The sequence below is a fragment of the Pseudomonas sp. AOB-7 genome (assembly GCF_003696305.1).
GTDB lineage: Bacteria > Pseudomonadota > Gammaproteobacteria > Pseudomonadales > Pseudomonadaceae > Aquipseudomonas.
Genome location: NZ_RFFK01000001.1, coordinates 188,006 through 212,890, shown reverse-complemented (window position 1 = coordinate 212,890; position 24,885 = coordinate 188,006). Strand labels below are relative to the sequence as shown.

The 24,885-nt window shown below is 65.8% G+C and carries 21 protein-coding genes and 4 tRNA genes; 21 read left to right on the top strand and 4 right to left on the bottom strand.

Translation table 11 applies throughout. The features are described 5' to 3' along the window. From EA796_RS01080 to argR, 6 genes are all read left to right on the top strand, one after another. Complete coding sequence (locus EA796_RS01080) at window positions 1-525, top strand: type II secretion system protein M (protein ID WP_122107198.1); 525 nt, start codon at window positions 1-3, stop codon at window positions 523-525. Window positions 526-978: 453 nt separating this feature from the next. Next, on the top strand, window positions 979-1,758 hold the full coding sequence (locus tag EA796_RS01075) for an ABC transporter substrate-binding protein (RefSeq protein WP_021443530.1): 780 nt from the start codon (window positions 979-981) through the stop codon (window positions 1,756-1,758). Between the two features lie 165 nt (window positions 1,759-1,923). Next, window positions 1,924-2,613 (top strand): ABC transporter permease, encoded by a 690-nt coding sequence (locus tag EA796_RS01070; RefSeq protein ID WP_021443531.1) that lies wholly within the window; start codon window positions 1,924-1,926, stop codon window positions 2,611-2,613. Window positions 2,614-2,623: 10 nt separating this feature from the next. Beyond that, a complete protein-coding gene (locus EA796_RS01065) occupies window positions 2,624-3,322 on the top strand; it encodes an ABC transporter permease (RefSeq protein ID WP_122107197.1) in 699 nt (232 codons plus the stop codon). Window positions 3,323-3,383: 61 nt separating this feature from the next. Continuing rightward, window positions 3,384-4,148: an ABC transporter ATP-binding protein gene (locus EA796_RS01060; RefSeq protein ID WP_021443533.1), complete on the top strand. Its 765-nt coding sequence runs from the start codon at window positions 3,384-3,386 to the stop codon at window positions 4,146-4,148. A gap of 75 nt (window positions 4,149-4,223) precedes the next feature. Continuing rightward, entirely contained in the window at window positions 4,224-5,204 is a 981-nt protein-coding gene (argR, locus tag EA796_RS01055; protein ID WP_122107196.1) for a transcriptional regulator ArgR, read from the top strand. Here the strand turns inward: argR and EA796_RS01050 are convergent. Further along, a complete protein-coding gene (locus EA796_RS01050) occupies window positions 5,201-6,898 on the bottom strand; it encodes a SulP family inorganic anion transporter (protein WP_218567619.1) in 1,698 nt (565 codons plus the stop codon). The two genes, argR and EA796_RS01050, sit on opposite strands and share 4 nt — an antisense overlap. Window positions 6,899-7,313: 415 nt before the next feature. Between EA796_RS01050 and EA796_RS01045 the strand changes: the two genes are divergently transcribed. From EA796_RS01045 to EA796_RS00975, 15 genes are all read left to right on the top strand, one after another. Continuing rightward, window positions 7,314-8,534 carry an aspartate aminotransferase family protein gene (locus EA796_RS01045; protein WP_122107194.1) on the top strand — a complete coding sequence of 407 codons (1,221 nt, stop codon included), beginning with the start codon at window positions 7,314-7,316 and terminating at the stop codon, window positions 8,532-8,534. A 135-nt stretch (window positions 8,535-8,669) separates the two neighbouring features. Continuing rightward, window positions 8,670-9,686: an arginine/ornithine succinyltransferase subunit alpha gene (gene aruF, locus EA796_RS01040; RefSeq protein WP_021443537.1), complete on the top strand. Its 1,017-nt coding sequence runs from the start codon at window positions 8,670-8,672 to the stop codon at window positions 9,684-9,686. Window positions 9,687-9,781: 95 nt separating this feature from the next. Continuing rightward, window positions 9,782-10,798: an arginine N-succinyltransferase gene (astA, locus tag EA796_RS01035; RefSeq protein ID WP_021443538.1), complete on the top strand. Its 1,017-nt coding sequence runs from the start codon at window positions 9,782-9,784 to the stop codon at window positions 10,796-10,798. 61 nt (window positions 10,799-10,859) lie between these two features. Beyond that, entirely contained in the window at window positions 10,860-12,323 is a 1,464-nt protein-coding gene (astD, locus tag EA796_RS01030; RefSeq protein WP_122107193.1) for a succinylglutamate-semialdehyde dehydrogenase, read from the top strand. Continuing rightward, window positions 12,323-13,669 carry an N-succinylarginine dihydrolase gene (gene astB / locus EA796_RS01025; RefSeq protein WP_122107192.1) on the top strand — a complete coding sequence of 449 codons (1,347 nt, stop codon included), beginning with the start codon at window positions 12,323-12,325 and terminating at the stop codon, window positions 13,667-13,669. Before astD ends, astB begins: the two co-directional genes overlap by 1 nt. Window positions 13,670-13,694: 25 nt before the next feature. Then, window positions 13,695-13,973 carry a topoisomerase II gene (locus tag EA796_RS01020; protein WP_122107191.1) on the top strand — a complete coding sequence of 93 codons (279 nt, stop codon included), beginning with the start codon at window positions 13,695-13,697 and terminating at the stop codon, window positions 13,971-13,973. Window positions 13,974-13,990: 17 nt separating this feature from the next. Beyond that, window positions 13,991-15,001: a succinylglutamate desuccinylase gene (gene astE / locus EA796_RS01015; RefSeq protein ID WP_122107190.1), complete on the top strand. Its 1,011-nt coding sequence runs from the start codon at window positions 13,991-13,993 to the stop codon at window positions 14,999-15,001. Window positions 15,002-15,178: 177 nt separating this feature from the next. Beyond that, entirely contained in the window at window positions 15,179-16,183 is a 1,005-nt protein-coding gene (ltaE, locus tag EA796_RS01010) for a low-specificity L-threonine aldolase (RefSeq protein WP_122107189.1), read from the top strand. A gap of 125 nt (window positions 16,184-16,308) precedes the next feature. Next, window positions 16,309-18,933 carry an alanine--tRNA ligase gene (alaS, locus tag EA796_RS01005; RefSeq protein WP_122107188.1) on the top strand — a complete coding sequence of 875 codons (2,625 nt, stop codon included), beginning with the start codon at window positions 16,309-16,311 and terminating at the stop codon, window positions 18,931-18,933. A 102-nt stretch (window positions 18,934-19,035) separates the two neighbouring features. Continuing rightward, entirely contained in the window at window positions 19,036-20,274 is a 1,239-nt protein-coding gene (locus EA796_RS01000) for an aspartate kinase (protein WP_021443544.1), read from the top strand. A gap of 188 nt (window positions 20,275-20,462) precedes the next feature. Then, entirely contained in the window at window positions 20,463-20,648 is a 186-nt protein-coding gene (csrA, locus tag EA796_RS00995) for a carbon storage regulator CsrA (protein WP_003244478.1), read from the top strand. 61 nt (window positions 20,649-20,709) lie between these two features. Beyond that, window positions 20,710-20,800 (top strand) — tRNA-Ser (locus tag EA796_RS00990). 44 nt (window positions 20,801-20,844) lie between these two features. Continuing rightward, a tRNA-Arg gene (locus EA796_RS00985) sits at window positions 20,845-20,921 on the top strand. A 71-nt stretch (window positions 20,922-20,992) separates the two neighbouring features. Next, window positions 20,993-21,069 (top strand) — tRNA-Arg (locus tag EA796_RS00980). 72 nt (window positions 21,070-21,141) lie between these two features. Continuing rightward, a tRNA-Arg gene (locus tag EA796_RS00975) sits at window positions 21,142-21,218 on the top strand. Between the two features lie 230 nt (window positions 21,219-21,448). Here the strand turns inward: EA796_RS00975 and EA796_RS00970 are convergent. The 3 genes from EA796_RS00970 to EA796_RS00960 are packed head-to-tail and all read right to left on the bottom strand — an operon-like array spanning window position 21,449 to window position 24,853. Next, the gene (locus EA796_RS00970) at window positions 21,449-22,357 is read right to left on the bottom strand and encodes a hypothetical protein (RefSeq protein WP_122107187.1); all 909 of its coding nucleotides are present in this window, start codon (window positions 22,355-22,357) and stop codon (window positions 21,449-21,451) included. Window positions 22,358-22,359: 2 nt separating this feature from the next. Continuing rightward, a complete protein-coding gene (locus EA796_RS00965; RefSeq protein ID WP_122107186.1) occupies window positions 22,360-23,322 on the bottom strand; it encodes a hypothetical protein in 963 nt (320 codons plus the stop codon). Between the two features lie 13 nt (window positions 23,323-23,335). Further along, window positions 23,336-24,853: a hypothetical protein gene (locus EA796_RS00960; RefSeq protein ID WP_122107185.1), complete on the bottom strand. Its 1,518-nt coding sequence runs from the start codon at window positions 24,851-24,853 to the stop codon at window positions 23,336-23,338. Window positions 24,854-24,885: the final 32 nt, after the last annotated feature.

Genomic DNA, 24,885 nt, shown 5'->3' with positions numbered 1-24,885 from the left:
ATGGCCAGTTGGCGTCAGTTCAATCAGGGGTTGCAGCTGCAGTGGCAGCGTTCCAGTCTGGCGCTGCGCTGGCAGGCGCTGGGGCCGCGCGACCGCCTGGCGTTGCTGGCGCTGGGTGCCTTCCTGGCGCTGGTGCTGGGCTATCTGCTGCTGTGGCAGCCGGTGGCGCGCGACGCCCAGGCGGCGCGCAGCGCCTTCGAGGAGCAGCGCAGCCTGCATGCATACCTGCAGAGCCGTGCGCCGGAGCTGCGCGGACGCCAGCTGCAGCCGCGCGCCAGCCTCGACCCGGCGCGCCTGCAGGGGCTGGTCACCGCCTCGGCGGCGGAGCAGGGCCTGGCCATCGAGCGCCTGGATGCTGAGGGCCAGGGCGCGGTGCAGGTCAGCCTGCAGCCGGCGCCGTTCGAGCAGTTGTTGCGCTGGCTGCAGGCGCTGGAAGGGCAGGGTGTGCGCATCGAGGAGGCCGGCATGGAGCGTCGCGACGAGGGACGGGTGGCGGCGCGGTTGGGTTTGCGGGTTGGCCCCTGAGGGGGCGCCAGGTGGGTGGTGCGTATGGCGCACCCTACGCGTTGCGGTAACAGGGTGCGTCGGGATGGGGCGTTAGGGAACGTTCGGGCCCCGTTGCGGTGCCGCACGGGCCGCCGCTGCGCCATTGCCTGGGCGCTGCAGGCCCGGTGAATCGGGGGTTTCATGGAATGGGGCGCGATTATTGCTTAAGTATTTGGTTTGCGATTCTTTTCGTGATGCACGTTTAGGCCTGCCTGTCAATACGCCTGCCCGGCGCCTCCAGGGCTTCTGTAATTAGTTGTCGCATTGAGGAAATATCGCCTCAGCCCCTGTCGCTAGAATGCCGCTCACCCAGCCAAGGCCCTTTGCCCGCTCGCTTGCGCGGCAAAGACCAGCAGTCTTTCTACAATTCATTCAAAGGCCAGGGCCAACCCCACTGCCATCGATGCCATTCCCATTCGAAGGAGCAAAAAAATGAAGAAGATCGCACTTCTCGGCGCGCTGGCGCTGTCCCTGTTGTCGCCGCTGGCCATGGCCGATGATGCCAAACCGCTGCGTATCGGCATCGAGGCGGCGTACCCGCCCTTCGCCTTCAAGACCCCGGATGGCGCCATCAGCGGCTTCGACTACGACATCGGCCAGGCCCTGTGCGAAGAGATGCAGGTCAAGTGCCAGTGGATCGAGCAGGAGTTCGATGGCCTGATCCCGGCGCTCAAGGTGCGCAAGTTCGACGCCGTGCTGTCGTCCATGTCGATCACCGAAGACCGCCTGAAGTCGGTGGACTTTTCCAAGAAGTACTATCACACCCCGGCCAAGCTGGCGATGAAGGCCGGCACCGAGTTGAAGGATCCGTTGGTCGACCTCAAGGGCAAGAAGGTCGGCGTGCAGCGCGCCTCCATCTACGACCGTTACGCCACCGACGTCTTCGCCCCGGCCGGTATCGAGGTGGTGCGCTACAGCTCGCAGAACGAGATCTTCCTGGATATGCAGTCCGGTCGCCTGGACGCCACCCTGGCCGACTCGGTGAACATCGACGACGGCTTCCTCAAAACCGATGCCGGCAAGGGTTTCGCTTTCGTCGGCCCGGACTACACCGACACCAAGTACTTCGGCGAGGGTGCCGGTATCGCCGTGCGCAAGGGCGACAAGGCCCTGGCCGACAAGATCAGCGCTGCCATCCTGGCCATCCGCGCCAACGGCAAGTACAAGGAAGTGCAGGACAAGTACTTCGCCTTCGACGTCTACGGCGAGTAAGCGCAACGCACGGCAAGTGGCACAGGCTTCACTCGCGGTTTGTGCCGCTTCTTTCTGGCCGCCGGTCCTGGCGGCCGCCCTCTGGGCCGTCGCGGAGCCTGGCTCCCGGCAGTTTCTGTTGTGCTACCTGGCGCCGTTCGCGGCGCCCGCATGAGGTACTAGCGCATGCTTCAAGGCTACGGCTCGACCATTCTCGACGGTGCCTGGCTCACCCTGCTTCTGGCCCTGACATCGATGGCGGTGGCGATTTTTCTCGGCCTGCTCGGTGCGGCCTTTCGCCTGTCGCCGATTCGCTGGCTGGCCATGCTCGGCGAGACCTACGCCACGGTGATTCGCGGCATTCCCGACCTGGTGCTGATCCTGCTGATCTTCTACGGCGGCCAGGATCTGGTGAACCGCGTCGCGCCGCTGCTCGGCTACGACGACTACATCGACATCAATCCCTTCGTCGCCGGCGTGTTCACCATGGGCTTCATCTTCGGTGCCTACCTGTCGGAGACCTTCCGTGGCGCCTTTATGGCCATCCCTAAAGGCCAGGCCGAGGCCGGCGCGGCCTACGGCATGAGCGGGGTGCAGGTGTTCTTCCGCATCCTGGTGCCGCAGATGATCCGCTTCGCCATCCCCGGCTTCACCAACAACTGGCTGGTGCTGACCAAGGCCACGGCACTGATCTCGGTGGTCGGCCTGCAGGACATGATGTTCAAGGCCAAGAGCGCCGCCGACGCGACCCGCGAGCCGTTCACCTTCTACCTGGCGGTGGCGGCGCTGTACCTGGTGCTGACCAGTGTTTCCCTGCTGGCCCTGCGTTTCCTCGAGAAACGCTATTCGGTCGGCACCAAGGCCGCCGAGCTGTAGGAGCCGTGCCATGATCTTCGACTACAACATGATCTGGGAGAACCTGCCGCTGTACTTCAACGGCGTGCTGGTGACCCTGAAAATCCTCCTGATCTCCCTGGCCCTGGGCCTCAGCCTGGCGCTGCCGCTGGCGCTGATGCGGGTGTCCAAGTCGCCGCTGGTGAATTTTCCGGCCTGGCTCTACACCTACGTGATCCGCGGCACGCCGATGCTGGTGCAGCTGTTTCTGATCTACTACGGCCTGGCCCAGTTCGAGTTCATCCGTGACAGCTTCATGTGGCCGTATTTCTCCAGCGCCACCTTCTGCGCCTGCCTGGCCTTCGCCATCAACACCAGCGCCTACACCGCGGAAATCCTCGCCGGCAGCCTCAAGGCCACGCCGCACGGCGAGATCGAGGCGGCCAAGGCCATGGGCATGTCGCGTGCCAAGCTGTACCGGCGCATCCTGCTGCCCTCGGCCCTGCGCCGCGCGCTGCCGCAATACAGCAACGAAGTGATCATGATGCTGCACACCACCTCGCTGGCGTCCATCGTCACCCTGATCGACATCACCGGCGCGGCGCGCACGGTTAGCTCGCAGTACTACATGCCGTTCGAGGCGTTCATCACTGCCGGCCTGTTCTACCTGGTGCTGACCTTCATCCTGGTGCGCCTGTTCAAGCGCGCCGAGTTGCGCTGGCTGGCCTACCTGGCGCCGCGTAAGGCCTGAACGGCGGTCGTCAATTTCCCTGGGTCGCCGGTTCGGCGGCTGATTCAAGAGAGTGGAAACCATGTACAAACTCGAAGTTCAGGACCTGCACAAGCGCTACGGCAGCCATGAGGTGCTCAAGGGCGTCTCCCTGGCGGCCAAGGCCGGCGACGTGATCAGCATCATCGGCTCGAGCGGCTCGGGCAAGAGTACCTTCCTGCGCTGCATCAACCTGCTGGAGCAGCCGCACGGCGGCAAGATCCTGCTCAACGGCGAGGAGCTCAAGCTGGTGCCGAACAAGGAGGGGGCGCTCAAGGCCGCCGACGCCAAGCAGTTGCAGCGCATGCGCTCGCGCCTGTCGATGGTGTTCCAGCACTTCAATCTGTGGTCGCACATGAGCGCCCTGGACAACGTCATGGAGGCGCCGGTGCACGTGCTCGGCGTGGACAAGGCCGAGGCCCGCGACAAGGCCGAGCACTACCTGGCCAAGGTCGGCGTGGCCCATCGCAAGGACGCCTATCCCGCGCACATGAGCGGCGGCGAGCAGCAGCGCGTGGCCATCGCCCGCGCCCTGGCCATGGAGCCGGAGGTGATGCTGTTCGACGAGCCGACCTCGGCGCTCGACCCGGAGCTGGTCGGCGAGGTGCTCAAGGTGATGCAGGACCTGGCTCAGGAGGGGCGCACCATGGTGGTGGTGACCCACGAGATGGGCTTCGCCCGCGAGGTGTCCAACCAGCTGGTGTTCCTGCACAAGGGCGTGGTCGAGGAGCGTGGCAACCCGCGCGAAGTGCTGGTCAATCCGCAGTCCGAGCGGCTGCAGCAGTTCCTTTCCGGCAGTCTCAAGTAACCAGCGGCTACACTTCGCCCAGGGCCTGCTCTCACAGCAGCAGGCCGACGCGCAGCAGACTTTGAACAGGCTCTCATGACCCCCCATCGAATCGGCTTCCTCTACTGGCCCGGCACCAAGGCCCTGACCCTGTCGCTGGCCGAGGAGGCGTTGCGCATGGCGCAGCGTGTGCATCCGGAAGTGGTGTACGAGTTGGTGTTCCTCCAGGCCGAGCCGCTGGCCGCCGGTGACTGGCGCCTGCCCGGCGAGCCCTGGGCCGGTCATCTGGACGGTTGCGACAAGCTGTTCCTGCTCGCCGACGTGCCGCCGGCGACGGTTTCCGCCGGCCTGGCTGCCGCGCTCAAGCAGCAGGTGCGCAGCGGTTGCGTGATCGGCGGGCTGTCCGCCGGGGTCTATCCGCTGGCCCAGCTCGGCTTGCTCGACGGCTACCGCGCGGCGGTGCACTGGCGCTGGCAGGACGACTTCGCCGAGCGTTTCCCCAAGGTCATCGCCACCAGTCACCTGTTCGACTGGGACCGCGACCGCCTCAGTGCCTGCGGCGGTTTGGCGGTGCTCGATCTGCTGCTGGCGGTGCTGGCGCGCGACCATGGCGCCGAGCTGGCCGGTGCGGTCAGCGAGGAGCTGGTGGTCGAGCGCATCCGCGAGGGCGGCGAGCGCCAGCGCATCCCGCTGCAGAACCGCCTCGGCTCCAGCCACCCCAAGCTGACCCAGGCGGTGCTGCTGATGGAGGCCAATATCGAGGAGCCGCTGACCACCGACGAGATCGCCCAGCACGTGTGTGTGTCGCGCCGCCAGCTGGAGCGGATCTTCAAGCAGTACCTCAACCGCGTGCCCAGCCAGTACTACCTGGAGCTGCGCCTGAACAAGGCGCGCCAGCTGCTGATGCAGACCAGCAAGTCGATCATCCAGATCGGCCTGTCCTGCGGCTTCTCCTCGGGGCCGCATTTCTCCAGCGCCTACCGCAACTTCTTCGGCGCCACCCCGCGCGACGACCGCAACCAGCGGCGCAGCAACAGCCCCTTCGAACTCACCTCCACCCCGGTCGAGCGCGGCTAGGCGCGCTGAGCCCCTCCATCCAGTGGTCCGGGAGTGCGGGGGCTAGTCGGGGCGCACTGCTGCGCCTGGTACTGGCTGATGGCCTGCTGCGCGTTGAACAGCAGGCGCTCTTTGCCGAGCTGCTCTGCCAGGCCGGCATGCCGGACCATCTGCAGCGCATCCGGATTCAATCCTGCCAGCCACAGGCTGATGCCCTGCTGCGCAGCATGTTGTTCGGCCTCCTGCAGCATCTTCAGGGCGGTGTACTCGATGTCTGTCACCCGACTCATATCTAGGGCCAGCACCCTGGGCTGGTACTGGCTCAGCAAGGCCTTGATCCGGTCGGTGACCCCCTGGGCGTTGATGAAGAACAGGCGGCCCTCGGGGCGCACCAGCAGCAGTCCGTCGAAGAGTTCGTCGTCTGGATGTTCCTTCGACAGGGGGCGCAGCACGTCGGTGCCAGGCTTGCGGCCAATCACGTACACGTGGGGGTTGGCAGTCTGGCTGGCGAGGCCCACCAGCGATGCCACGATGGCGACCACAATACCCTGCAGCGTGCCGAACAGTAGTACGCCGACACAGGCGGTGCAGGCCCAGCGAAATTCCATGCTGCGCACCTGCAGAATCGAGCGGAACTCGGCAGGCTGGATCAGGCCGACCGAGTAAACGATCACCACGGCTGCCAGGGTGGCGTGGGGCAACAGGCCGAGCAGGGGGGCGAACAGCAGCATGGTTGCCGCAGCGCTGCCGGCGGTCACCAGCGAGGCCATCTGCGAGCGTCCGCCGGAGGCCTTGACCACCGCGGTCTGCGAGGTGCCGCCGCCGGCGGGCATGGCGCCGAACAGGGCGCCGCCCAGATTGGCGGCGCCAGTCGCCAGCAATTCGCGGTTGGCATTGATCGGCGGTTGGTCGGTTTCGGCAAAGGCGCGCCCGGCGGCAATCGACTCGGTAAAGCTCATCAGTGCGATACCCAATGCCCCAGGCAACAACTGCATCAGCAGACTGGCGTCCGGTAGCGTCAGAGATGGCAGGCCCTGCGGGATCAGGCCGACAATCGAGACGCCCTGGGCCTGTAGGCCGAGCAGCCAGGCCGCGGCGATACCGCCTGCCACCGCGACCAGTGGCGCAGGCGAGTGTGGCCACAGACGTTCCATGCCGATCAGTACCCCTAGTGTGGCAATCGCTACGGCCAGGGTGGCCAGCGAGGTCTGTGGCAGCAGGCTGACCAGGCTCAGCAGGTCGGCAAAGAAACCCTGTTTGTCCAGGTGCAGGCCCAGCAGTTTGGGTATCTGGTCGAGCACTATGACCAGACCGATGCCGGCCTTGAAGCCGGTAAGTACCGGGGTGGAGATGAAGTTGGCGATAAAGCCCAGGCGCAACGCCGCGGCCAGCATCAGCAAGGCGCCCACCAGTGCGCTGAGCGTGGCTGCCGCAACAATCAGTCTGGCGGGGTCGCCATCTGGTACGGCGAGGCCGAGTTGGGTGCCGGCCAGGATCGCCAGGGTGGTGGTCGAGCTGACGCTGAGCACGCGCGAACTGCCGAGCAGGGCGTAGATCAGCATCGGCACGAATGCGGTATACAAGCCGACGGCCACCGGAAGTCCGGCGACGGTGGCATAAGCCATGGCCTTGGGCAGCACCACGGCGGCCGCCGTGAGGCCCGCGACCAGGTCGAAGCGCCAGGTCTTGCCGAGATCGTTGAACGGTATCGTCATCTGCGGTTTTCCTCGCTTCTGGCTGCTTGGCTGAGGTGCCGATGCGTGTGCCGGCATGTTGTGGTTGCAGCGTGCTGGGCCGGGCCGGGTGGGTTTCCGGTAAACGATAGTCGAGGCGGCTGCGGGCGGGGCGCAGGAGGCTGTCGGCTCGGGAAGGGGCTGCGGCGCGTCCGGCATCCTGCTTTTTTCCCTGCGGGGGCTAGGATGTCGCTGTGCAGCGTTTAAACTGCGCCTTTCCGACGCTTTCTGTCGCTTTGACGAAAGCCCCCGGAAAACCTGGGTTGGCGCTATAAGAAGTTGTCGCATGGCGGCAATGCCGGCCCCGAATCAGTCCCTACAATCCTTGCATTCCCCGCCGCAATGGGCCGCCCGCGTGGCTTGCTGCAGGCCGGTTTTCCTTATCAGGAGAGTTTCGATGTCCGTTCAGCACGATGCGGTGCAACGCACCGATTTCGACCAGTTCATGGTTCCCAACTATGCTCCCGCAGCCTTCGTACCCGTGCGCGGCCAGGGCTCGCGAGTCTGGGATCAGAGCGGTCGAGAGCTGATCGACTTCGCCGGCGGCATCGCCGTCAACGTGCTCGGCCACTGCCACCCGGCGCTGGTCGGCGCGCTGACCGAGCAGGCCAACACCCTCTGGCACGTGTCCAACGTGTTCACCAACGAGCCGGCGCTGCGCCTGGCCAAGAAGCTGGTCGAGGCCACCTTCGCCGAGCGCGTGTTCTTCTGCAACTCCGGCGCCGAGGCCAACGAGGCCGCGTTCAAGCTGGCTCGGCGCGTGGCCCACGACCGTTTCGGCGCGGACAAGCACGAGATCATCGCCGCCACCAACAGCTTCCACGGCCGTACCCTGTTCACCGTCAGTGTCGGCGGCCAGCCCAAGTACTCCGACGGCTTCGGGCCGAAGATCCAGGGCATCACCCATGTCCCGTACAACGATCTGGAGGCGCTGAAGGCGGCCATTTCCGACAAGACCTGCGCGGTGGTGCTGGAGCCGATTCAGGGCGAGGGCGGCGTGCTGCCGGCCGACCAGGCCTACCTGGAGGGCGCCCGCGCCCTGTGCGACGCGCACAACGCGCTGCTGGTGTTCGACGAAGTGCAGAGCGGCATGGGCCGCAGCGGCGAGCTGTTCGCCTACATGCACTACGGCGTCACCCCGGACATCCTCTCCAGCGCCAAGAGCCTGGGCGGCGGCTTCCCCATCGGCGCCATGCTCACCACCAGCGAGCTGGCCAAGCACCTGACGGTCGGCACCCACGGCACCACCTACGGCGGCAACCCGCTGGCCTGTGCGGTGGCCGAGGCGGTGGTCGACGTGATCAATACCCCCGAGGTGCTGGCTGGGGTCAAGGCCAAGCACCAGCGCTTCGCCGCCAAGCTGAGCGAGCTCGGCGAGCGCTTCGGCATGTTTACCCAGGTGCGTGGCCTGGGCCTGCTGCTCGGCTGCGTGCTCAGCGACGCCTGGAAGGGCAAGGCCAAGGCGATTCTCGATGCCGCCGCCGGCGAAGGTTTGATGGTGCTGCAGGCAGGCCCCGACGTGGTGCGCTTCGCCCCCAGCCTGGTGGTGGAAGACGCCGATATCGACGAGGGCCTGGCCCGCTTCGAGCGCGCCCTGAACAAGCTGGCCAACGCCTGAGCGAGTGCCCGGCGCAGGTAGGCGCCGGGTTTCCCTCACGGATGACGATCCTGTGTGTGCCGGGGTTGATGACCCCGGCGTTCTCCGGCTGCCCGTGCGTGGCATCCGGGGCTTTTCTTGAAAAGGAGTGACCCCATGCTGGTAATGCGCCCTGCGCAAATGGCGGACCTGGCGGATGTGCAGCGGCTCGCCGCGGATAGCCCGGTGGGTGTCACTTCGCTGCCGGACGATGCCGAGCGGCTGCGCGACAAGATCGCCGCCTCGGAGGCGTCGTTCGCCGCCGAAGTCAGCTTCAACGGTGAGGAAAGCTACTTCTTCGTCCTCGAGGACAGCGCCAGCGGACGCCTGGTCGGCTGCTCGGCGATCGTCGCCTCGGCCGGCTACTCCGAACCCTTCTACAGCTTTCGCAACGAGACCTTCGTGCACAACTCGCGCGAGCTGAAGATCCACAACAAGATTCACGTGCTGTCGCTGTGTCACGACCTGACCGGCAACAGCCTGCTCACCAGCTTCTACGTCGAGCGGCCGCTGGTCAGCAGCGTGTTCGCCGAGCTCAACTCGCGCGGCCGCCTGCTGTTCATGGCCGGCCACCCCGAGCGCTTCGCCGATGCGGTGGTGGTGGAGATCGTCGGCCACAGCGACGAGCACGGCGACTCGCCGTTCTGGGACGCGGTGGGGCGCAACTTCTTCGACATGAACTACACCGAGGCCGAGCGCCTGTGCGGGCTGAAGAGCCGCACCTTCCTCGCCGAGCTGATGCCGCATTACCCCATCTACGTGCCGCTGCTGCCGGACGAGGCGCAGGAGGCCATGGGCCAGGTGCACCCGCGGGCGCAGATCACCTTCGACATCCTGATGCGCGAAGGCTTCGAGACCGACCACTACATCGACATCTTCGACGGCGGGCCGACCCTGCATGCGCGCACCTCGGGCATCCGCAGCATCGCCCAGAGCCGCCTGGTGCCGGTGAAGCTCGGCGAGGCCGAGAAGGGCGGGCGCCAGTACCTGGTGAGCAACGGCCAGTTGCAGGATTTCCGCGCCATAGTCGCCGACCTCGACTGGGTGCCGGGCAAGCCCGTATGCCTCAGCCTGGAGGCCGCCGAGGCCCTGGGCGTCGGCGAAGGCGCCAGCGTCCGGCTGGTGGCGGTTTAAACCGAAGCGGCAAGCTGCAAGCCACGAGCGGCAAGCCAGCCTGTCTTCTAACTTGTAGCTTGCCGCTTGAAGCTCTTAGCTGATCCGGAGGATCCATGATCGTTCGTCCCGTGCGCAGCGCCGATTTGCCGGCGCTGATCGACCTGGCACGCAGTACCGGCGCCGGCCTGACCACCCTGCCGGCCAACGAGGAGCGCCTGGCGCACCGGGTCGGCTGGGCCGAGAAGACCTTCCGCGGCCAGGCCGAGCGTGCCGACGCCGACTACCTGTTCGTGCTCGAGGACGACGCTGGCCGTGTCGTCGGCATCTCCGCCGTGGCCGGCGCCGTCGGCCTGCGCGAGCCCTGGTACAACTACCGGGTTGGCCTGACCGTCAGCGCCTCGCAGGAGCTGCACATCCACCGTCAGGTACCGACGCTGTTTCTGGCCAACGACCTGACCGGCAACTCCGAGCTGTGCTCGTTGTTCCTGCATGCCGAGCACCGCACCGGCCTCAACGGCCGCCTGCTGTCGAAGGCGCGCTTCTTGTTCATCGCTGAGTTCCGCGAACTGTTCGGCGACAAGGTGATCGCCGAGATGCGCGGCATGTCCGACGCCGAGGGTCGTTCGCCGTTCTGGGAGAGCCTGGGGCGGCACTTCTTCAAGATGGAGTTCAGCCAGGCGGACTACCTCACCGGGGTCGGCAACAAGGCCTTCATCGCCGAGCTGATGCCCAAGTTCCCGCTCTATACCTGCTTCCTCTCCGAGGATGCGCGCGCGGTGATCGGGCGCGTCCACCCCGACACCGAGCCGGCGCTGGCCATGCTCAAGGCTGAGGGGTTCAGCTACCAGGGCTACGTCGACATCTTCGACGCCGGCCCGGCCATCGAGGCGGAAACCGCGAAGATCCGCGCGGTGCGTGACAGCCAGAACCTGGTGCTGGCGATCGGCACCCCGGGCGACGACGCCGCGCCGTTTTTGATGCACAACCGCAAGCGCGAGGACTGCCGCATCACCGCGGCCCCGGCGCGACTGGCCGCCGGCACCCTGGTGGTCGACCCGCAGACCGCCAAGCGCCTGCAGCTGTCGGCGGGCGACCAGGTGCGCGCGGTGCCGCTGTCGGCGCGCGGCTGAGACGATTTCTTTTTGCGCAGGCCCCGCGCCTGCCGATGAACGCTGGGAGTGATAGAACAAGATGAGCACTCATTACATCGCAGGCCACTGGTACGCGGGCGAGGGCGAGCCGCTGCAGTCGCTCGACCCGGTCAGCCAGGCGGTGATCTGGCAGGGCCGTGGCGCCAGCGCGGCGCAGGTCGACCAGGCCGTGCAGGCCGCGCGCGCCGCCTTCTCGCTGTGGGCCGCGCATTCGCTGGATGGCCGTATCGCCGTGCTGGAGCGCTTCGCCGCTTGCCTGAAGACCCATGCCGACGAGCTGGCGCGCGCCATCGGCGAGGAAACCGGCAAGCCGCTGTGGGAGGCCGCCACCGAGGTGACCAGCATGGTCAACAAGGTCGCCATCTCCATCCAGAGCTACCGAGAGCGCACCGGCGAGAAGAGCGGGCCACTGGCCGACGCCACCGCCGTGCTGCGGCACAAGCCGCATGGCGTGGTGGCGGTGTTCGGCCCCTACAACTTCCCCGGCCACCTGCCCAACGGCCACATAGTCCCGGCGCTGCTGGCGGGCAACTGCGTGCTGTTCAAACCCAGCGAGCTGACCCCCAAGGTCGCCGAGCTGACCGTCAAGTGCTGGGCCGAAGCCGGCCTGCCGGCCGGCGTGCTCAACCTGCTGCAGGGCGGCCGCGAGACCGGCGTGGCGCTGGCCGGCCATCCCGGCATCGACGGCCTGTTCTTCACCGGCTCCAGCCGCACCGGCAACCTGCTGCACGCCCAGTTCGCCGGCCGCCCGGACAAGATCCTGGCGCTGGAGATGGGCGGCAACAACCCGCTGATCGTCGACCAGGTGGCCGATATCGATGCGGCGGTCTACACCATCGTCCAGTCGGCCTTTATCAGTGCCGGGCAGCGCTGCACCTGCGCGCGCCGCCTGCTGGTGCCGCAAGGGCAGTGGGGCGATGCGTTGCTGGCGCGCCTGGTGCAGGTCGCGGCCGGGCTCAAGGTCGGTCGTTTCGACGCACAGCCGGCGCCCTTCATGGGCTCGGTGATCTCCCTGCAGGCCGCCGCGCAGTTGCTGCAGGCTCAGGCCGATCTGCTGGCCAAGGGCGCCACCGCGCTGCTGGCCATGACCCAGCCGCAGGCCGGCGCCGCGCTGCTGACCCCGGGCATCCTCGACGTCACCGCGGTGGCCGAGCGCCCGGACGAGGAGTTCTTCGGCCCGCTGCTGCAGGTGATTCGTTACGCCGACTTCGATGCCGCCATCGCCGAGGCCAACGCCACCGTCTACGGTCTGGCCGCCGGCTTGCTGTCGGACTCCAAGGCGCGCTACGAGCAGTTCTGGCTGCACAGCCGTGCCGGTATCGTCAACTGGAACAAGCAACTGACCGGCGCCGCCAGCACTGCGCCCTTCGGCGGCGTCGGTGCCTCCGGCAACCACCGCGCCAGCGCCTACTACGCCGCAGACTACTGCGCCTACCCGGTGGCCTCGCTGGAAAGCGACACCCTGGTCCTGCCCACCACCCTGACTCCGGGAGTGACTCTTTAATGACTGCCTATGAGATGAACTTCGATGGCCTGGTGGGGCCGACCCATAACTACGGCGGGCTGTCCTACGGCAACGTCGCGTCGCAGAACAACAGCCAGGCGGTCTCCAGCCCGAAGGACGCCGCCAAGCAGGGCCTGGCGAAGATGAAGGCGCTGATGGAGATGGGCTTCAAGCAGGGCGTGCTGGCCCCGCAGGAGCGTCCGGACGTCGCCGTGCTGCGCAGCCTGGGCTTTACCGGCAGCGATGCGCAGGTGATCGCCAAGGCCGCCAAGGGCGCCATGCCGCTGCTGGTTGCAAGCTGCTCGGCCTCCAGCATGTGGACGGCCAACGCCTGCACCGTCAGCCCCAGCGCCGACACCGCCGACGGTCGCGTGCACTTCACCGCCGCCAACCTCAACTGCAAGTTCCACCGCAGCATCGAGCACCCCACCACCAGCCGCGTGCTGCAGGCGATGTTCGCCAGCGAGAAGCACTTCGCCCATCACCCGGCGCTGCCGGCGGTCAGCCAGTTCGGCGACGAGGGCGCGGCTAACCACACGCGTTTCTGCAAGGGCTATGGCGAACCGGGCGTGGAGTTCTTCGTCTACGGCCGCAGCGCCTTCGATAGCCGCTATCCGGCCCCGCAGCGCTACCCGGCGCGGCAGACCCTGGAGGCCTCGCAGGCGGTGGCCCGCCTGCATGGCCTGGGCAAGGCCGGGGTGGTGTTCGCCCAGCAGAATCCGGAGGTGATCGACCAGGGCGTGTTCCACAACGACGTGATCGCGGTGGGCAACGGCGAGGTATTGTTCTATCACCAGCACGCCTTCCTCGAGACCGACAAGGTACTCGCCGCGTTGAGCGACAAGCTCGCCCGCCGCGGCGGCAATTTCCAGGCGGTGTGCGTGCCGGCCGGCACCGTGAGCGTGGAGGATGCGGTCAAGTCCTACCTGTTCAACAGCCAGCTGCTGACCCGCGAAGACGGCTCGATGCTGCTGGTGGTGCCGGAGGAGTGCCGCAACAACGCCAGCGTCTGGCGCTACCTGGAGCAGCTGACCGCCAGCAACGGGCCGATCCGCGAGGTCAAGGTGTTCGACCTCAAGCAGAGTATGCAGAACGGCGGTGGCCCGGCCTGCCTGCGCCTGCGCGTGGCGCTCAAGGAGCAGGAGCTGGCCGCGGTCAATCCGGGCGTGGTGATGAGTCCCGAGCTGCACGACATCCTGGTGGCCTGGGTCGACAAGCACTACCGCGACCGCCTCAGCGAAGCCGACCTGGCCGATCCGCAATTGCTGATCGAATGCCGCACGGCATTGGATGAACTGACGCAGATCCTTAAACTGGGCTCGGTCTATCCTTTCCAGATGACCTGAACCTCGCCCCAACCTCGGAGATTTTATGAGCGACGCCCTGCAACTGATTCTCGAAGATAACGACGGCACCCAACTGGAAACCTCCTGCAGCCGCTTTGCCGTGGTCTGGCAGGGCAAGGAGCTGTGGGTCCAGGCCGTTGGCGACCAGTTGCTGATCGGCGTCGACGTGGCCGAGGGCGACAGCGAGTACGCCAACCTGCTGCTGCGCCCCCAGGCCACCAACCTGGTCAGCCTGCAGCTGGAGATGGAGCCGGCGATCGCCGACGAGGATGATCATGTTCACGGCCCGGACTGCAATCACTAAGCCCTGAGGAGTGTCTGATGCTTGCCCTCGGCAAACTGCTTGAACTGACCCTGGCCGGCCATGAGCCGTCGGCGAAGATCCAGTTGACCCCCGAGGGCACGCGTTTGCGCTGGCTGGCCGAAGGCGCGCTGGAGGTGACCCCGCCGGCGGCGCGCGACAGCGGCCTGGATCTGTTGCTGTCGGCCGGCATCCACGGTAACGAAACCGCCCCGATCGAGCTGCTCGACCGCCTGCTGCGCGGCATCGCGCGCAACGAGCTGCACCCGGCGGCGCGCATGCTCTTCCTGTTCGGCAACCCCGAGGCCATGCGCCGCGGCGAGCGTTACGTGGAGCAGGACATCAACCGCCTGTTCAATGGGCGCCACGAGCAGTCCAGCGGCTTCGAGGCGATCCGCGCCTGCGACCTGGAGCACCTGGCGGCGACCTTCTTCAGCAAGGACGGCCGCACCCGCCTGCACTACGACCTGCACACCGCCATTCGCGGCTCGAAGATCGAGCAGTTCGCCCTCTACCCCTGGCACCAGGGCCGCGCTCACTCGCGCCGCGAACTCGAGCGTCTGCGCGCCGCCGGCATCGAGGCGGTGCTGCTGCAGAACAAGGGCTCGATCACCTTCAGTTCCTACACCTATGCCCAGCTCGGCGCCGAGGCCTTCACCCTGGAGCTGGGCAAGGCGCGCGCCTTCGGCCAGAACCAGTTGGTCAACCTCGACCTGCTGGAGAACGCCCTCGTCGAACTGATCGAAGGGCGCGAACCGGCGCCGCAGGCCCAGGGCCTGGACGGCCTGCAACTGTTCGCCGTGGCACGCGAGATCATCAAGCACAGCGACAGCTTCCAGCTGCACCTGCCGGCCGATATCGAGAACTTCAGCGAACTGGAGCCCGGCTACCTGCTCGCCGAAGATATCGCCGACACCCGCTGGGTGGTGGAAGAGCAGGGCGCACGCATCATCTTCCCCAATCCCAAGGTGAAGAACGGCCTGCGCGCCGGCATCCTGATCGTGCCGGACGACGGTTCCAACCTGGCGTAGCCCGGGTGACAGCTGTAGGAGCGGCTTCAGCCGCGAACCCTGGCTGATCGCTTCGCGGCTGAAGCCGCTCCCGCATGGGGGGCGCTTTCCGGCCGATTTCGCAGCCAACTGTATCTTGTGACCGCGCGAGGCGGCCTCGTAGCATGGCCTTTTCCATGCCACTCAAGGATGTCCGCCATGCCCCTGATCGACCTGCGCAGCGATACCGTCACCCAGCCCACCGCCGGCATGCGCGCGGCCATGCTCGCCGCCGAGCTGGGCGACGATGTCTACGGCGAGGATCCCACGGTCAATCGTCTGGAGGCCTGGCTGGCTGCGGAGCTGGGCTTCGCGGCGGCGCTGTTCGTGCCCACCGGCACCATGAGCAACCTGCTCGGCCTGATGGCCCATTGCGAGCGCGGCGACGAGTACATAGTCGGCCAGCAGGCGCACACCTACAAATACGAGGGCGGCGGCGCCGCGGTGCTCGGCTCGATCCAGCCGCAACCGCTCGACGGCGAAGCCGACGGTTCGCTGGACCTGGCCAGGGTCGAGGCGGCGATCAAGCAGGACGACTTCCACTTCGCCCGCACCCGCCTGCTGGCCCTGGAAAACACCATGCAGGGCAAGGTGCTGCCGCTGGCCTATCTGGCCGCCGCCCGCGAGCTGACCCGTCGCCGCGGCCTGGCCCTGCACCTGGACGGTGCGCGGCTGTACAACGCCGCGGTCAAGCTCGGCATGCCGGCGCGGGAGATCACCCAGCACTTCGATTCGGTCTCGGTGTGCCTGTCCAAGGGCCTCGGCGCGCCGGTCGGTTCGGTGCTGTGCGGCAGCGCGGCGCTGATCGGCAAGGCGCGGCGCCTGCGCAAGATGGTCGGTGGCGGCATGCGCCAGGCCGGCGTACTGGCGGCGGCGGGGCTGTATGCGCTGCAGCACCAGGTCGAGCGTCTGGCCGCGGATCACGCCAACGCCGCGCGCCTGGGTGAAGCTTTGCTCGAGCTGGGCTACAGCGTCGAGCCGGTGCAGACCAACATGGTCTATGTGCAGCTCGGCGAGCGTGCCAGCACGGTAAAGGCCTTTATGGCCGAGCGCGGCATCGCCGTGAGCGCTGCGCCGCGCCTGCGCCTGGTCACCCATCTGGACGTCAACGCTGAGCAAATCGAGCAGGTGATCGAGGCTTTCGCCGCTTTTCGCTCGTTCTGAGTCGCAAGCGCAGCGCCGCAGCGGCGCCAGCGATCAACAAGGCACTAGCCGCGCGCGGTGGGCCCGATATAATGCGGCCCTTTGCCGGCTTTTGCCGTGGCCGCCTGTTTCCGTGGAAGACCCCTATGAAAAGCGCAGAAATCCGTGAAGCCTTCCTGAGCTTCTTCGAAGAAAAAGGGCACACCCGTGTCGCTTCCAGCTCGCTGATCCCGGCGAACGACCCGACCCTGCTGTTCACCAACGCGGGGATGAACCAGTTCAAGGACTGCTTCCTCGGCCTGGAAAAGCGCGCCTACACCCGCGCCACCACCAGCCAGAAGTGCGTACGCGCCGGCGGCAAGCACAACGACCTGGAAAACGTCGGCTACACCGCGCGCCACCACACCTTCTTCGAAATGCTGGGCAATTTCAGCTTCGGTGACTACTTCAAGCGTGATGCCATCCATTTCGCCTGGGAATTCCTCACCTCCGACAAATGGCTGAAGCTGCCCAAGGAGAAGCTCTGGGTCACCGTCTACGCCACCGACGACGAGGCCTACGACATCTGGACCCAGGAAGTTGGCATCCCGGCCGAGCGCATGATCCGCATCGGCGACAACAAGGGCGCGCCCTATGCGTCCGACAACTTCTGGGCCATGGGTGACACCGGCCCGTGCGGTCCCTGCACCGAGATATTCTTCGACCACGGTGAGCACATCTGGGGCGGCCCACCCGGCAGCCCGGAAGAGGACGGCGACCGCTACATCGAGATCTGGAACAACGTGTTCATGCAGTTCAACCGCACTGCCGACGGCGTGCTGCACCCGCTGCCGGCGCCGAGCGTGGACACCGGCATGGGCCTGGAGCGCATCAGCGCCGTGCTACAGCACGTCAACTCCAACTACGAGATCGACCTGTTCCAGAACCTGCTGGCCGCCGCGGCCAAGGCCATCGGCTGCAGCAACGACGGCCAGGCCTCGCTCAAGGTGGTGGCCGACCATATCCGCTCCTGCGGCTTCCTCATCGCCGACGGCGTCACCCCGTCCAACGAGGGCCGCGGCTACGTGCTGCGCCGCATCATTCGCCGCGCCTGCCGCCACGGCAACAAGCTCGGCGCCAAGGGCAGCTTCTTCTACCAGATCGTCGCCGCCCTGGTGGCCGAGATGGGCGAGGCCTTCCCCGAGCTCAAGCAACAGCAGGCGCATATTGAGCGCGTGCTGAAGACCGAGGAAGAGCAGTTCGCCAAGACCCTGGAGCAGGGCCTGAAGATCCTCGAGCAGGATCTGGTCGGCCTCAAGGGCAAGGTCATCCCCGGCGAAACCGTGTTCAAGCTGTACGACACCTATGGCTTCCCCTACGACCTGACCGGCGACATCGCCCGCGAGCGCGGCCTGAGCCTCGACGAGAGCGGCTTCGAGCGCGAGATGGCCGCCCAGCGCGAGCGCGCCCGTTCCGCCAGCGCCTTCGGCATGGACTACAACGCCCTGGTCAAGGTCGACAGCGACACCCGTTTCCTCGGCTACGAAGGCACCCGCGGCAGCGGCACCATTGTCGCCCTGTTCGCCGACGGCCAGGCCGTCGACAGCTTGCAGGAAGGCGAGGAGGGCGTGGTGGTGCTGGATCAGACCCCGTTCTACGCCGAATCCGGCGGCCAGGTCGGCGACTGCGGCTACCTGGAGGGTGCCGGCGTCAGCTTCGAGGTGCGCGACACCACCAAGGCCGGCGGCGCCTTCCTGCACCATGGCGTGGTCGCCAAGGGCAGCCTCAGCGTCGGCGCCTCGCTCAAGGCCGAGGTCGACGCCAGCGTGCGTCAGGCCACCGCGCTGAACCACTCGGCCACCCACCTGCTGCACGCCGCGCTGCGCCAGGTGCTCGGCGAGCACGTGCAGCAGAAGGGCTCGCTGGTCGACAGCCAGCGCCTGCGTTTCGACTTCAGCCATTTCGAGGCGATCAAGCCCGAGCAGCTCAAGGCGCTGGAAGACATAGTCAACGCCGAGATCCGCAAGAACTCCGAGGTGGAAACCGAGGAAACCGATATCGACACCGCCAAGGCCAAGGGCGCCATGGCCCTTTTCGGTGAGAAGTACGGCGATCAGGTGCGTGTGCTGAGCATGGGCGGCGACTTCTCCGTCGAGCTGTGCGGCGGCACCCACGTCTCGCGTACCGGCGATATCGGCCTGTTCAAGATCACCAGCGAAGGCGGCGTGGCCGCCGGTGTGCGCCGCATCGAGGCGGTTACCGGCGCCGCGGCGCTGGGTTACCTGAACGCGGCCGAGGAGCTGCTCAAGGAAGCCGCGGTGCTGGTCAAGGGCAGCCGCGACAACCTGCTGGACAAGCTGGCCGGCGTGCTCGAGCGCAACCGTCAGCTGGAGAAGGAGCTGGAGCAGCTCAAGGCCAAGGCCGCCAGCGCTGCCGGCAACGACCTGGCCGGCGCCGCCGTCGAGATCAAGGGCGCCAAGGTCCTGGCCGCGCGGCTCGACGGGCTGGACGGCAAGGCGCTGCTGGCGCTGGTCGACCAGCTGAAGAACAAGCTCGGCAGCGCGGTGATCCTGCTTGGCGGCGTGTTCGAGGAGAAGGTGGTGCTGGTCGCCGGCGTGACCCAGGACCTGACCGCCAAGCTCAAGGCCGGCGACCTGATGCGTCAGGCCGCCGCGGCCGTGGGCGGCAAGGGCGGCGGTCGTCCGGACATGGCCCAGGGCGGCGGCGTCGACGCCGGCAAGCTGGACGAGGCATTGGCACTGGCTGCTACTTTCGTCGAGCAGGGCCTGTAACAGGTGTGAAAGCGGGGCCCGCAGTGCGTCCGGCGGGCCTTGGCAGTGTGACCCGATGCGGGTTTAATGGGCGCCCTTCGAGGAATCAGGCGGCTTTTTGAAATGGCTTTGATCGTACAGAAGTTTGGAGGCACCTCAGTCGGCACCGTCGAGCGTATCCAGCAGGTGGCCGAGAAGGTGAAGAAGTTCCGCGAGAAGGGCGACGACATCGTCGTCGTGGTCTCCGCCATGAGCGGCGAGACCAACCGCCTGATCGACCTGGCCAAACAGGTCAGCGACGGTGACCCGGTGCCGCGCGAACTGGACGTGATGGTGTCCACCGGCGAGCAGGTGACCATCGCCCTGCTGGCCATGGCGCTGATCAAGCGCGGCGTGCCGGCAGTGTCCTACACCGGCAACCAGGTGCGTATCCTCACCGACAGCGCGCACAACAAGGCGCGCATTCTGCAGATCGACGACCAGAAGATTCGTGCCGACCTCAAGGCCGGCCGCGTCGTCGTCGTCGCCGGTTTCCAGGGTGTCGACGAGCACGGCAGCATCACCACCCTCGGTCGCGGCGGCTCCGACACCACCGGCGTGGCCCTGGCCGCGGCGCTGAAGGCCGACGAGTGCCAGATCTACACCGACGTCGATGGCGTCTACACCACCGACCCGCGTGTGGTGCCGCAGGCCCAGCGCCTGGAGAAGATCACCTTCGAGGAAATGCTGGAAATGGCCAGCCTCGGTTCCAAGGTGCTGCAGATCCGTTCGGTGGAGTTCGCCGGCAAGTACAACGTCCCGCTGCGCGTCCTGCACAGCTTCCAGGAGGGCCCGGGCACCCTCATTACCCTTGATGAAGAGGAATCCATGGAACAGCCGATCATTTCCGGCATCGCCTTCAACCGCGACGAAGCCAAGCTGACCATCCGTGGGGTGCCGGATATCCCTGGCATCGCCTTCAAGATTCTCGGCCCGGTCAGCGCCGCCAATATCGAAGTGGACATGATCGTGCAGAACGTCTCGCACGATAACACCACCGATTTCACCTTCACCGTGCACCGCAACGACTACAACAACGCCCTGACCGTGCTGCAGAAGACCGCCGACGAGCTGGGTGCCCGCGAAGTGGTCGGCGACACCAACATCGCCAAGGTCTCCATCGTCGGCGTCGGCATGCGTTCCCACGCCGGCGTCGCCAGCCGCATGTTCGAGGCGCTGGCCAAGGAAAGCATCAATATCCAGATGATCTCCACCTCGGAAATCAAGGTCTCCGTGGTGATCGAGGAGAAATATCTGGAACTGGCCGTGCGCGCACTGCACACTGCCTTCGAGCTCGACGCCCCGGCACGACAGGGCGAGTAACGCATGATCCGAAAGGCGCGGCTGGTTCCGCGCCTTTCGTCTTTTTGACTGGTGCGTCGGAACTTTCTTTCTGCGCGCTCTGGTCAATACTTGGGTGAAGGTTCCCGGGCTTGAGTTCGTTGGGGGCTGCCACCATTTTCTTTTTTGCAGACTGTTGTCCTGAAAATGAAATCCGTGAGGAGAAAGGAATGCTGATTCTGACTCGCCGGGTCGGAGAGACCCTGATGGTCGGTGACGATGTGACTGTCACCGTGTTGGGTGTGAAAGGTAATCAGGTGCGCATTGGCGTCAACGCGCCCAAAGAGGTTGCCGTGCACCGTGAAGAAATCTACCAGCGCATCCAGAAAGAGAAGGGTGACGAACCAAGCCACTAATTTTTCTACAAATTTTTGTTTGCAAACGGGGAAAACATGTTTATCATGCGCCCCGTGTTGCGGAGAGGTGGCCGAGTGGCCGAAGGCGCTCCCCTGCTAAGGGAGTACACCTCAAAAGGGTGTCGGGGGTTCGAATCCCCCCTTCTCCGCCATATTTAGTCAATTAGGCAGCACGCCTGGTCGGCGACAGCGACACGGACTCATAGCTCAGCTGGATAGAGTACTCGGCTACGAACCGAGCGGTCGGAGGTTCGAATCCTCCTGAGTCCGCCATCTTGGATGGCTTGCAGCAGTGCAAGCCATTTTGCTTCAACCAGCAGCGATCTGGTCTAAAAGCGCTAAACGGACTCATAGCTCAGCTGGATAGAGTACTCGGCTACGAACCGAGCGGTCGGAGGTTCGAATCCTCCTGAGTCCGCCATATCGAATGGCGCTGCAGCGATGCAAGCCAGTTTGTTTCAACCAGCGGTGATCTGGTCTAAAAGCGCCAAACGGACTCATAGCTCAGCTGGATAGAGTACTCGGCTACGAACCGAGCGGTCGGAGGTTCGAATCCTCCTGAGTCCGCCATACCCGAAGGGCCTTCAGCGATGCAGGCCCTTTTTTATTGGCCATTGGGGGCAAAGGCTCGCAGGCTGGGCTTTAGCCCGCCAACGGTGGTTGGCGTGGGCTAAAGCGGATCGCCGTCCTGTAAGCGCGCGGCGGATTTGGCACCGCGTTGCGCTGGTTTTGGCACTGAGCTTTGGCCAACCGCTGGGGCTCTTGCGCGCCAGATTTGGCACTGAGAGAGCCCCAGGCCTTCAGCGAACGCGAACCTCGCTGCTCATCGCGTTCACATGTAGCTCACAGGAGGTTGTGCCGACCGACTTGATGATCCAGGCATAGGGCGTCCAGTCGATCCGCGCATCTTCAGCGACACCGAGCCCAGGGATGTTAATGACCCCCTCGTATAGCAGCTCGGCATTGCCGTTGTTCCAGTTATCCAGCCAGACCTGGACAGTTGCCTCTTGTCCAGTCGCAGCGCTGGGCGTCACGCGCGCCCTGAACCAACCATCCCAGCCGGCCTGAAAGGTAAGACTGGTGTTTGCCAGCACCGTCCCCCCATTGTTCAGTACCACCTGCCAGAGACCGCCGTTGGCGTTGTCAGAGTAGCGAAGCCCAATCTGCGACGTGCCGACCTCGATACCGAACAGCGCTTGGAAACGCTGGGCGCTGGTGCTGGCGACAGGGATTTCGCCGAGCCAGCGGGCCTCTATGTAGTCAATCTCGCCACGCACGGCATGGCCGACGTTAAGAGTCGAGAAACCTGCATCGAACACCTGAGCCGGAGAGAACAGCGCCAGGCGCATGCGCCCGGTCGCCGTGGCGCCCGTTTTCAGCTTGGCTATGTCCGCCTGTACTTCCAGGGAGCCGCTACCACCCTGATTATCGACCAGGACATTAGGCATGCCCTCCACGCTCCCCGCAGGGATTCCCTTGAGGTCGAACTGGCAGAAGCCACCCAGCCCCGGCTGGTAGTTGAGACACAGAAAGGGGGTGCCGAACGCCCCCGTGCGCAGCATGTCCACGTAGTTGTCCTTTGTCAGGCCGCGCCAGGGCAACGCTGCTACCGCAGCCCGCTTGGTTACGCCTTGCTGCACTACTACCATCTGATCGCTGTCCCCAAGCGGACTGTCGGCGATGTCCAGTTCACTGATACGTTTGCTCATAGCTACTCCTCGATGAGAGGCTCATCAGCCTCGGTCAATAGGGTTTCCCCAGCTTCGGTCAGAAGCTCTGTGCCGGAAGCGGCCTCGGCAGGCGCCAGGTCGCCAAACAAGCGCCAACTGTTCATCCCCGGACGAATCAGCAGGGTTGCCACCGCGCCATTCTCGGCAAGCGCCATGCGCCTACTCGCGGGTTTCAACACCGAGACACCGCCGTCCTGCACCACACTTACTTCGCCCTCGCCGGCTTGGCATAGGAGGATTCGACCGGCACCCGGCCACGCGACCTCTGTCGCCGGCGGCACGGTAACGATGCACGCCTGCTGTAGCTCCAGCATCTGGCCCAGGTGCTCTAGCGCAAGCGTTAGGCTGCTGCCTGAAACTGTCATTACGCCCAGCCGCTGTTCGCGGGCTTGCAACTCGCCAGCCAGCCCTTCAACCGTCGCGATGGGTTGGGTGCCCTCATGGTTGCCACGCTGCACGGCGGCGCCGAATGCGGCCGCAGCGGCCCCTTGTGGGTCGGCCCCCACGTCTTCCGCAGTGGGCATCGCGTGCACGTGGTCTGCGCGGCTAGCTTCTGCGCTTGTGCCGGAATTGACGTCGCCTGCCGCCAGCGGTGCGGCATCGCTAAGCGGGGCGCCGGCATTGTCGCGAAGACTCTCCAGCGTGCCCCTGGTCACACGGGCGCTGATCGGCGTGCCGATGCTCCAGATGCGTGCCGCAGTGCCCTCCTGACCACGCCCGCCGGGCGCCACTGTCAGCACGCCGGTACTGGCATCCGCACCGATGACCCTGACAATCTCCCACACCGTTTCCTCGCCCCACTCAGCCAGCGTCAACAGGGTGTAGTCGCCAGCGTCGAAGGCACCGAGGGCCGCCGCTAGGGCGGGCGATACTTGCAGCTGGAGCGTCGAGGCAGACGCCTGCGTGGTCAGCTGCGCGGCCCAGTTGTTGTGATATAGCTGCATGGGTTACCTCGGGTCAGACATAACTGGCGGGAGAACTCAGGCGCCAAACGGCCTGACCGGTTGCCGGGCACCAGGAGCCGTATCGCCCGACGAGCGAAAGGTTGGTAGAGACGTGAACCTCGCCAGCAGCTATGCCGCTCGGCGTGATTGGCGGGTGGAACGCGTAGGCCACCGGGTCGCTCGGCCGCTGGACGCGCATGCCAATGACATGGTTCGAGTACCGCACCACCCTGATCGGCTGAAAATTGGGCACATAGCCGAAGCGCGCGAACTCCTTGGCGGCAAACTTGGCAGCGTCTGCATCTGTTGAGGCCAGGTTCAACGCGCCGAATGGGGTAACCGTCGCGTGCCTCCAGTTGAACGCATCATGCTCATAGGTCTGGCTGCTGGAGGTTGAAGCGCCATCGACCACCGATTCCAAGGTCTCGTTGACGGTGCCGAATGTCAGCGGGTTCCACTCGTGGAGCATGCTAGCCTCGCCGCTGCCAGCGACCGCCCCCAACTCCGCCTCACCGAGTCGCCAGCGCACCGTCCATTGCGTCGCCATGCTGCTGGTCAGGCCAGATTCGTCCGGCACTGGCCAGGCAATGTCGAAACTAGCCTGATAGTCCTGCCACAGTGGCGTCGCCTCCCCCTCGGCGTCGTACCACACGGCCGCGATACGGCTGAGCTGGAACGAGGCGCTGCCGCTGTAGGTCACCCCTGCACGCACACGCCAGCGCCGTAGCAAATTGCCGGCACCATCCTCCTCGTGGTGTTCGGGCCCTGGAGGATTGCCCCCCTCGCCATAGCTGCCGGGCAACACCACGAACTCGGGCTCCTGTGGAACACCATCTACCCACTCGGTGAGGTCGCCAGCCAGATAGTCGCTCGGCGCCGCCCGAACCGTAGAAACAACGGTGGACGCGGTGATGGAATGGGCCACCGCGATTGCCACGCTGGCGTCCTGGCCAGGCCCGGCGATGGACAGCTCCAGCCAGGAGAATGGCCGCCGAATATCTGGGTTGTCCCCGGTGGGCAGGCGCTGGTGCAGCATCACCGACACTCGGGAACCGTCATGCCGAATGTCATCGATCAGGGCTCGCAGCCGCAGGCCGGCGGGCACCTGCAACGGGTGCCCGCCGGCCAGGCCGAAATCGATCACCGTCACGCTGTAGCTGTACGACTCCGGCGCCGCTACGAATTCGCCGAAGCGGGCCAGCAGCAGGGTGAGCGTGAGCGGCGCTGACACGTCGTGCTGGTAGTTATCGTTCAACAGCTCGCAGCGCGCCCACCAGCGCACTCCAGCCGGGTCGGTGTAGATCCAGCCCGACAGCGCGCGGCGATGCAGCGTGAGAAACCCACCGGAGAGCATGGCCTCATTGCGCCACTGGAGGCCGGCGGCCTGGTCATCGGCCAGCTCATCCTCTGAGCGCGTAACCGCCGGGGTGCCGGGCACAAACACCCGGTAGGTCGTGCCAGGCCAATCCAGCAGCGGCGCGAACGACTGATCCGAGCCGGTGGTTTTCGTCAGGTTGATCGCATAGGGCATGCTGCTGCCATTGGGGAGTAGCAGTTGCCCAC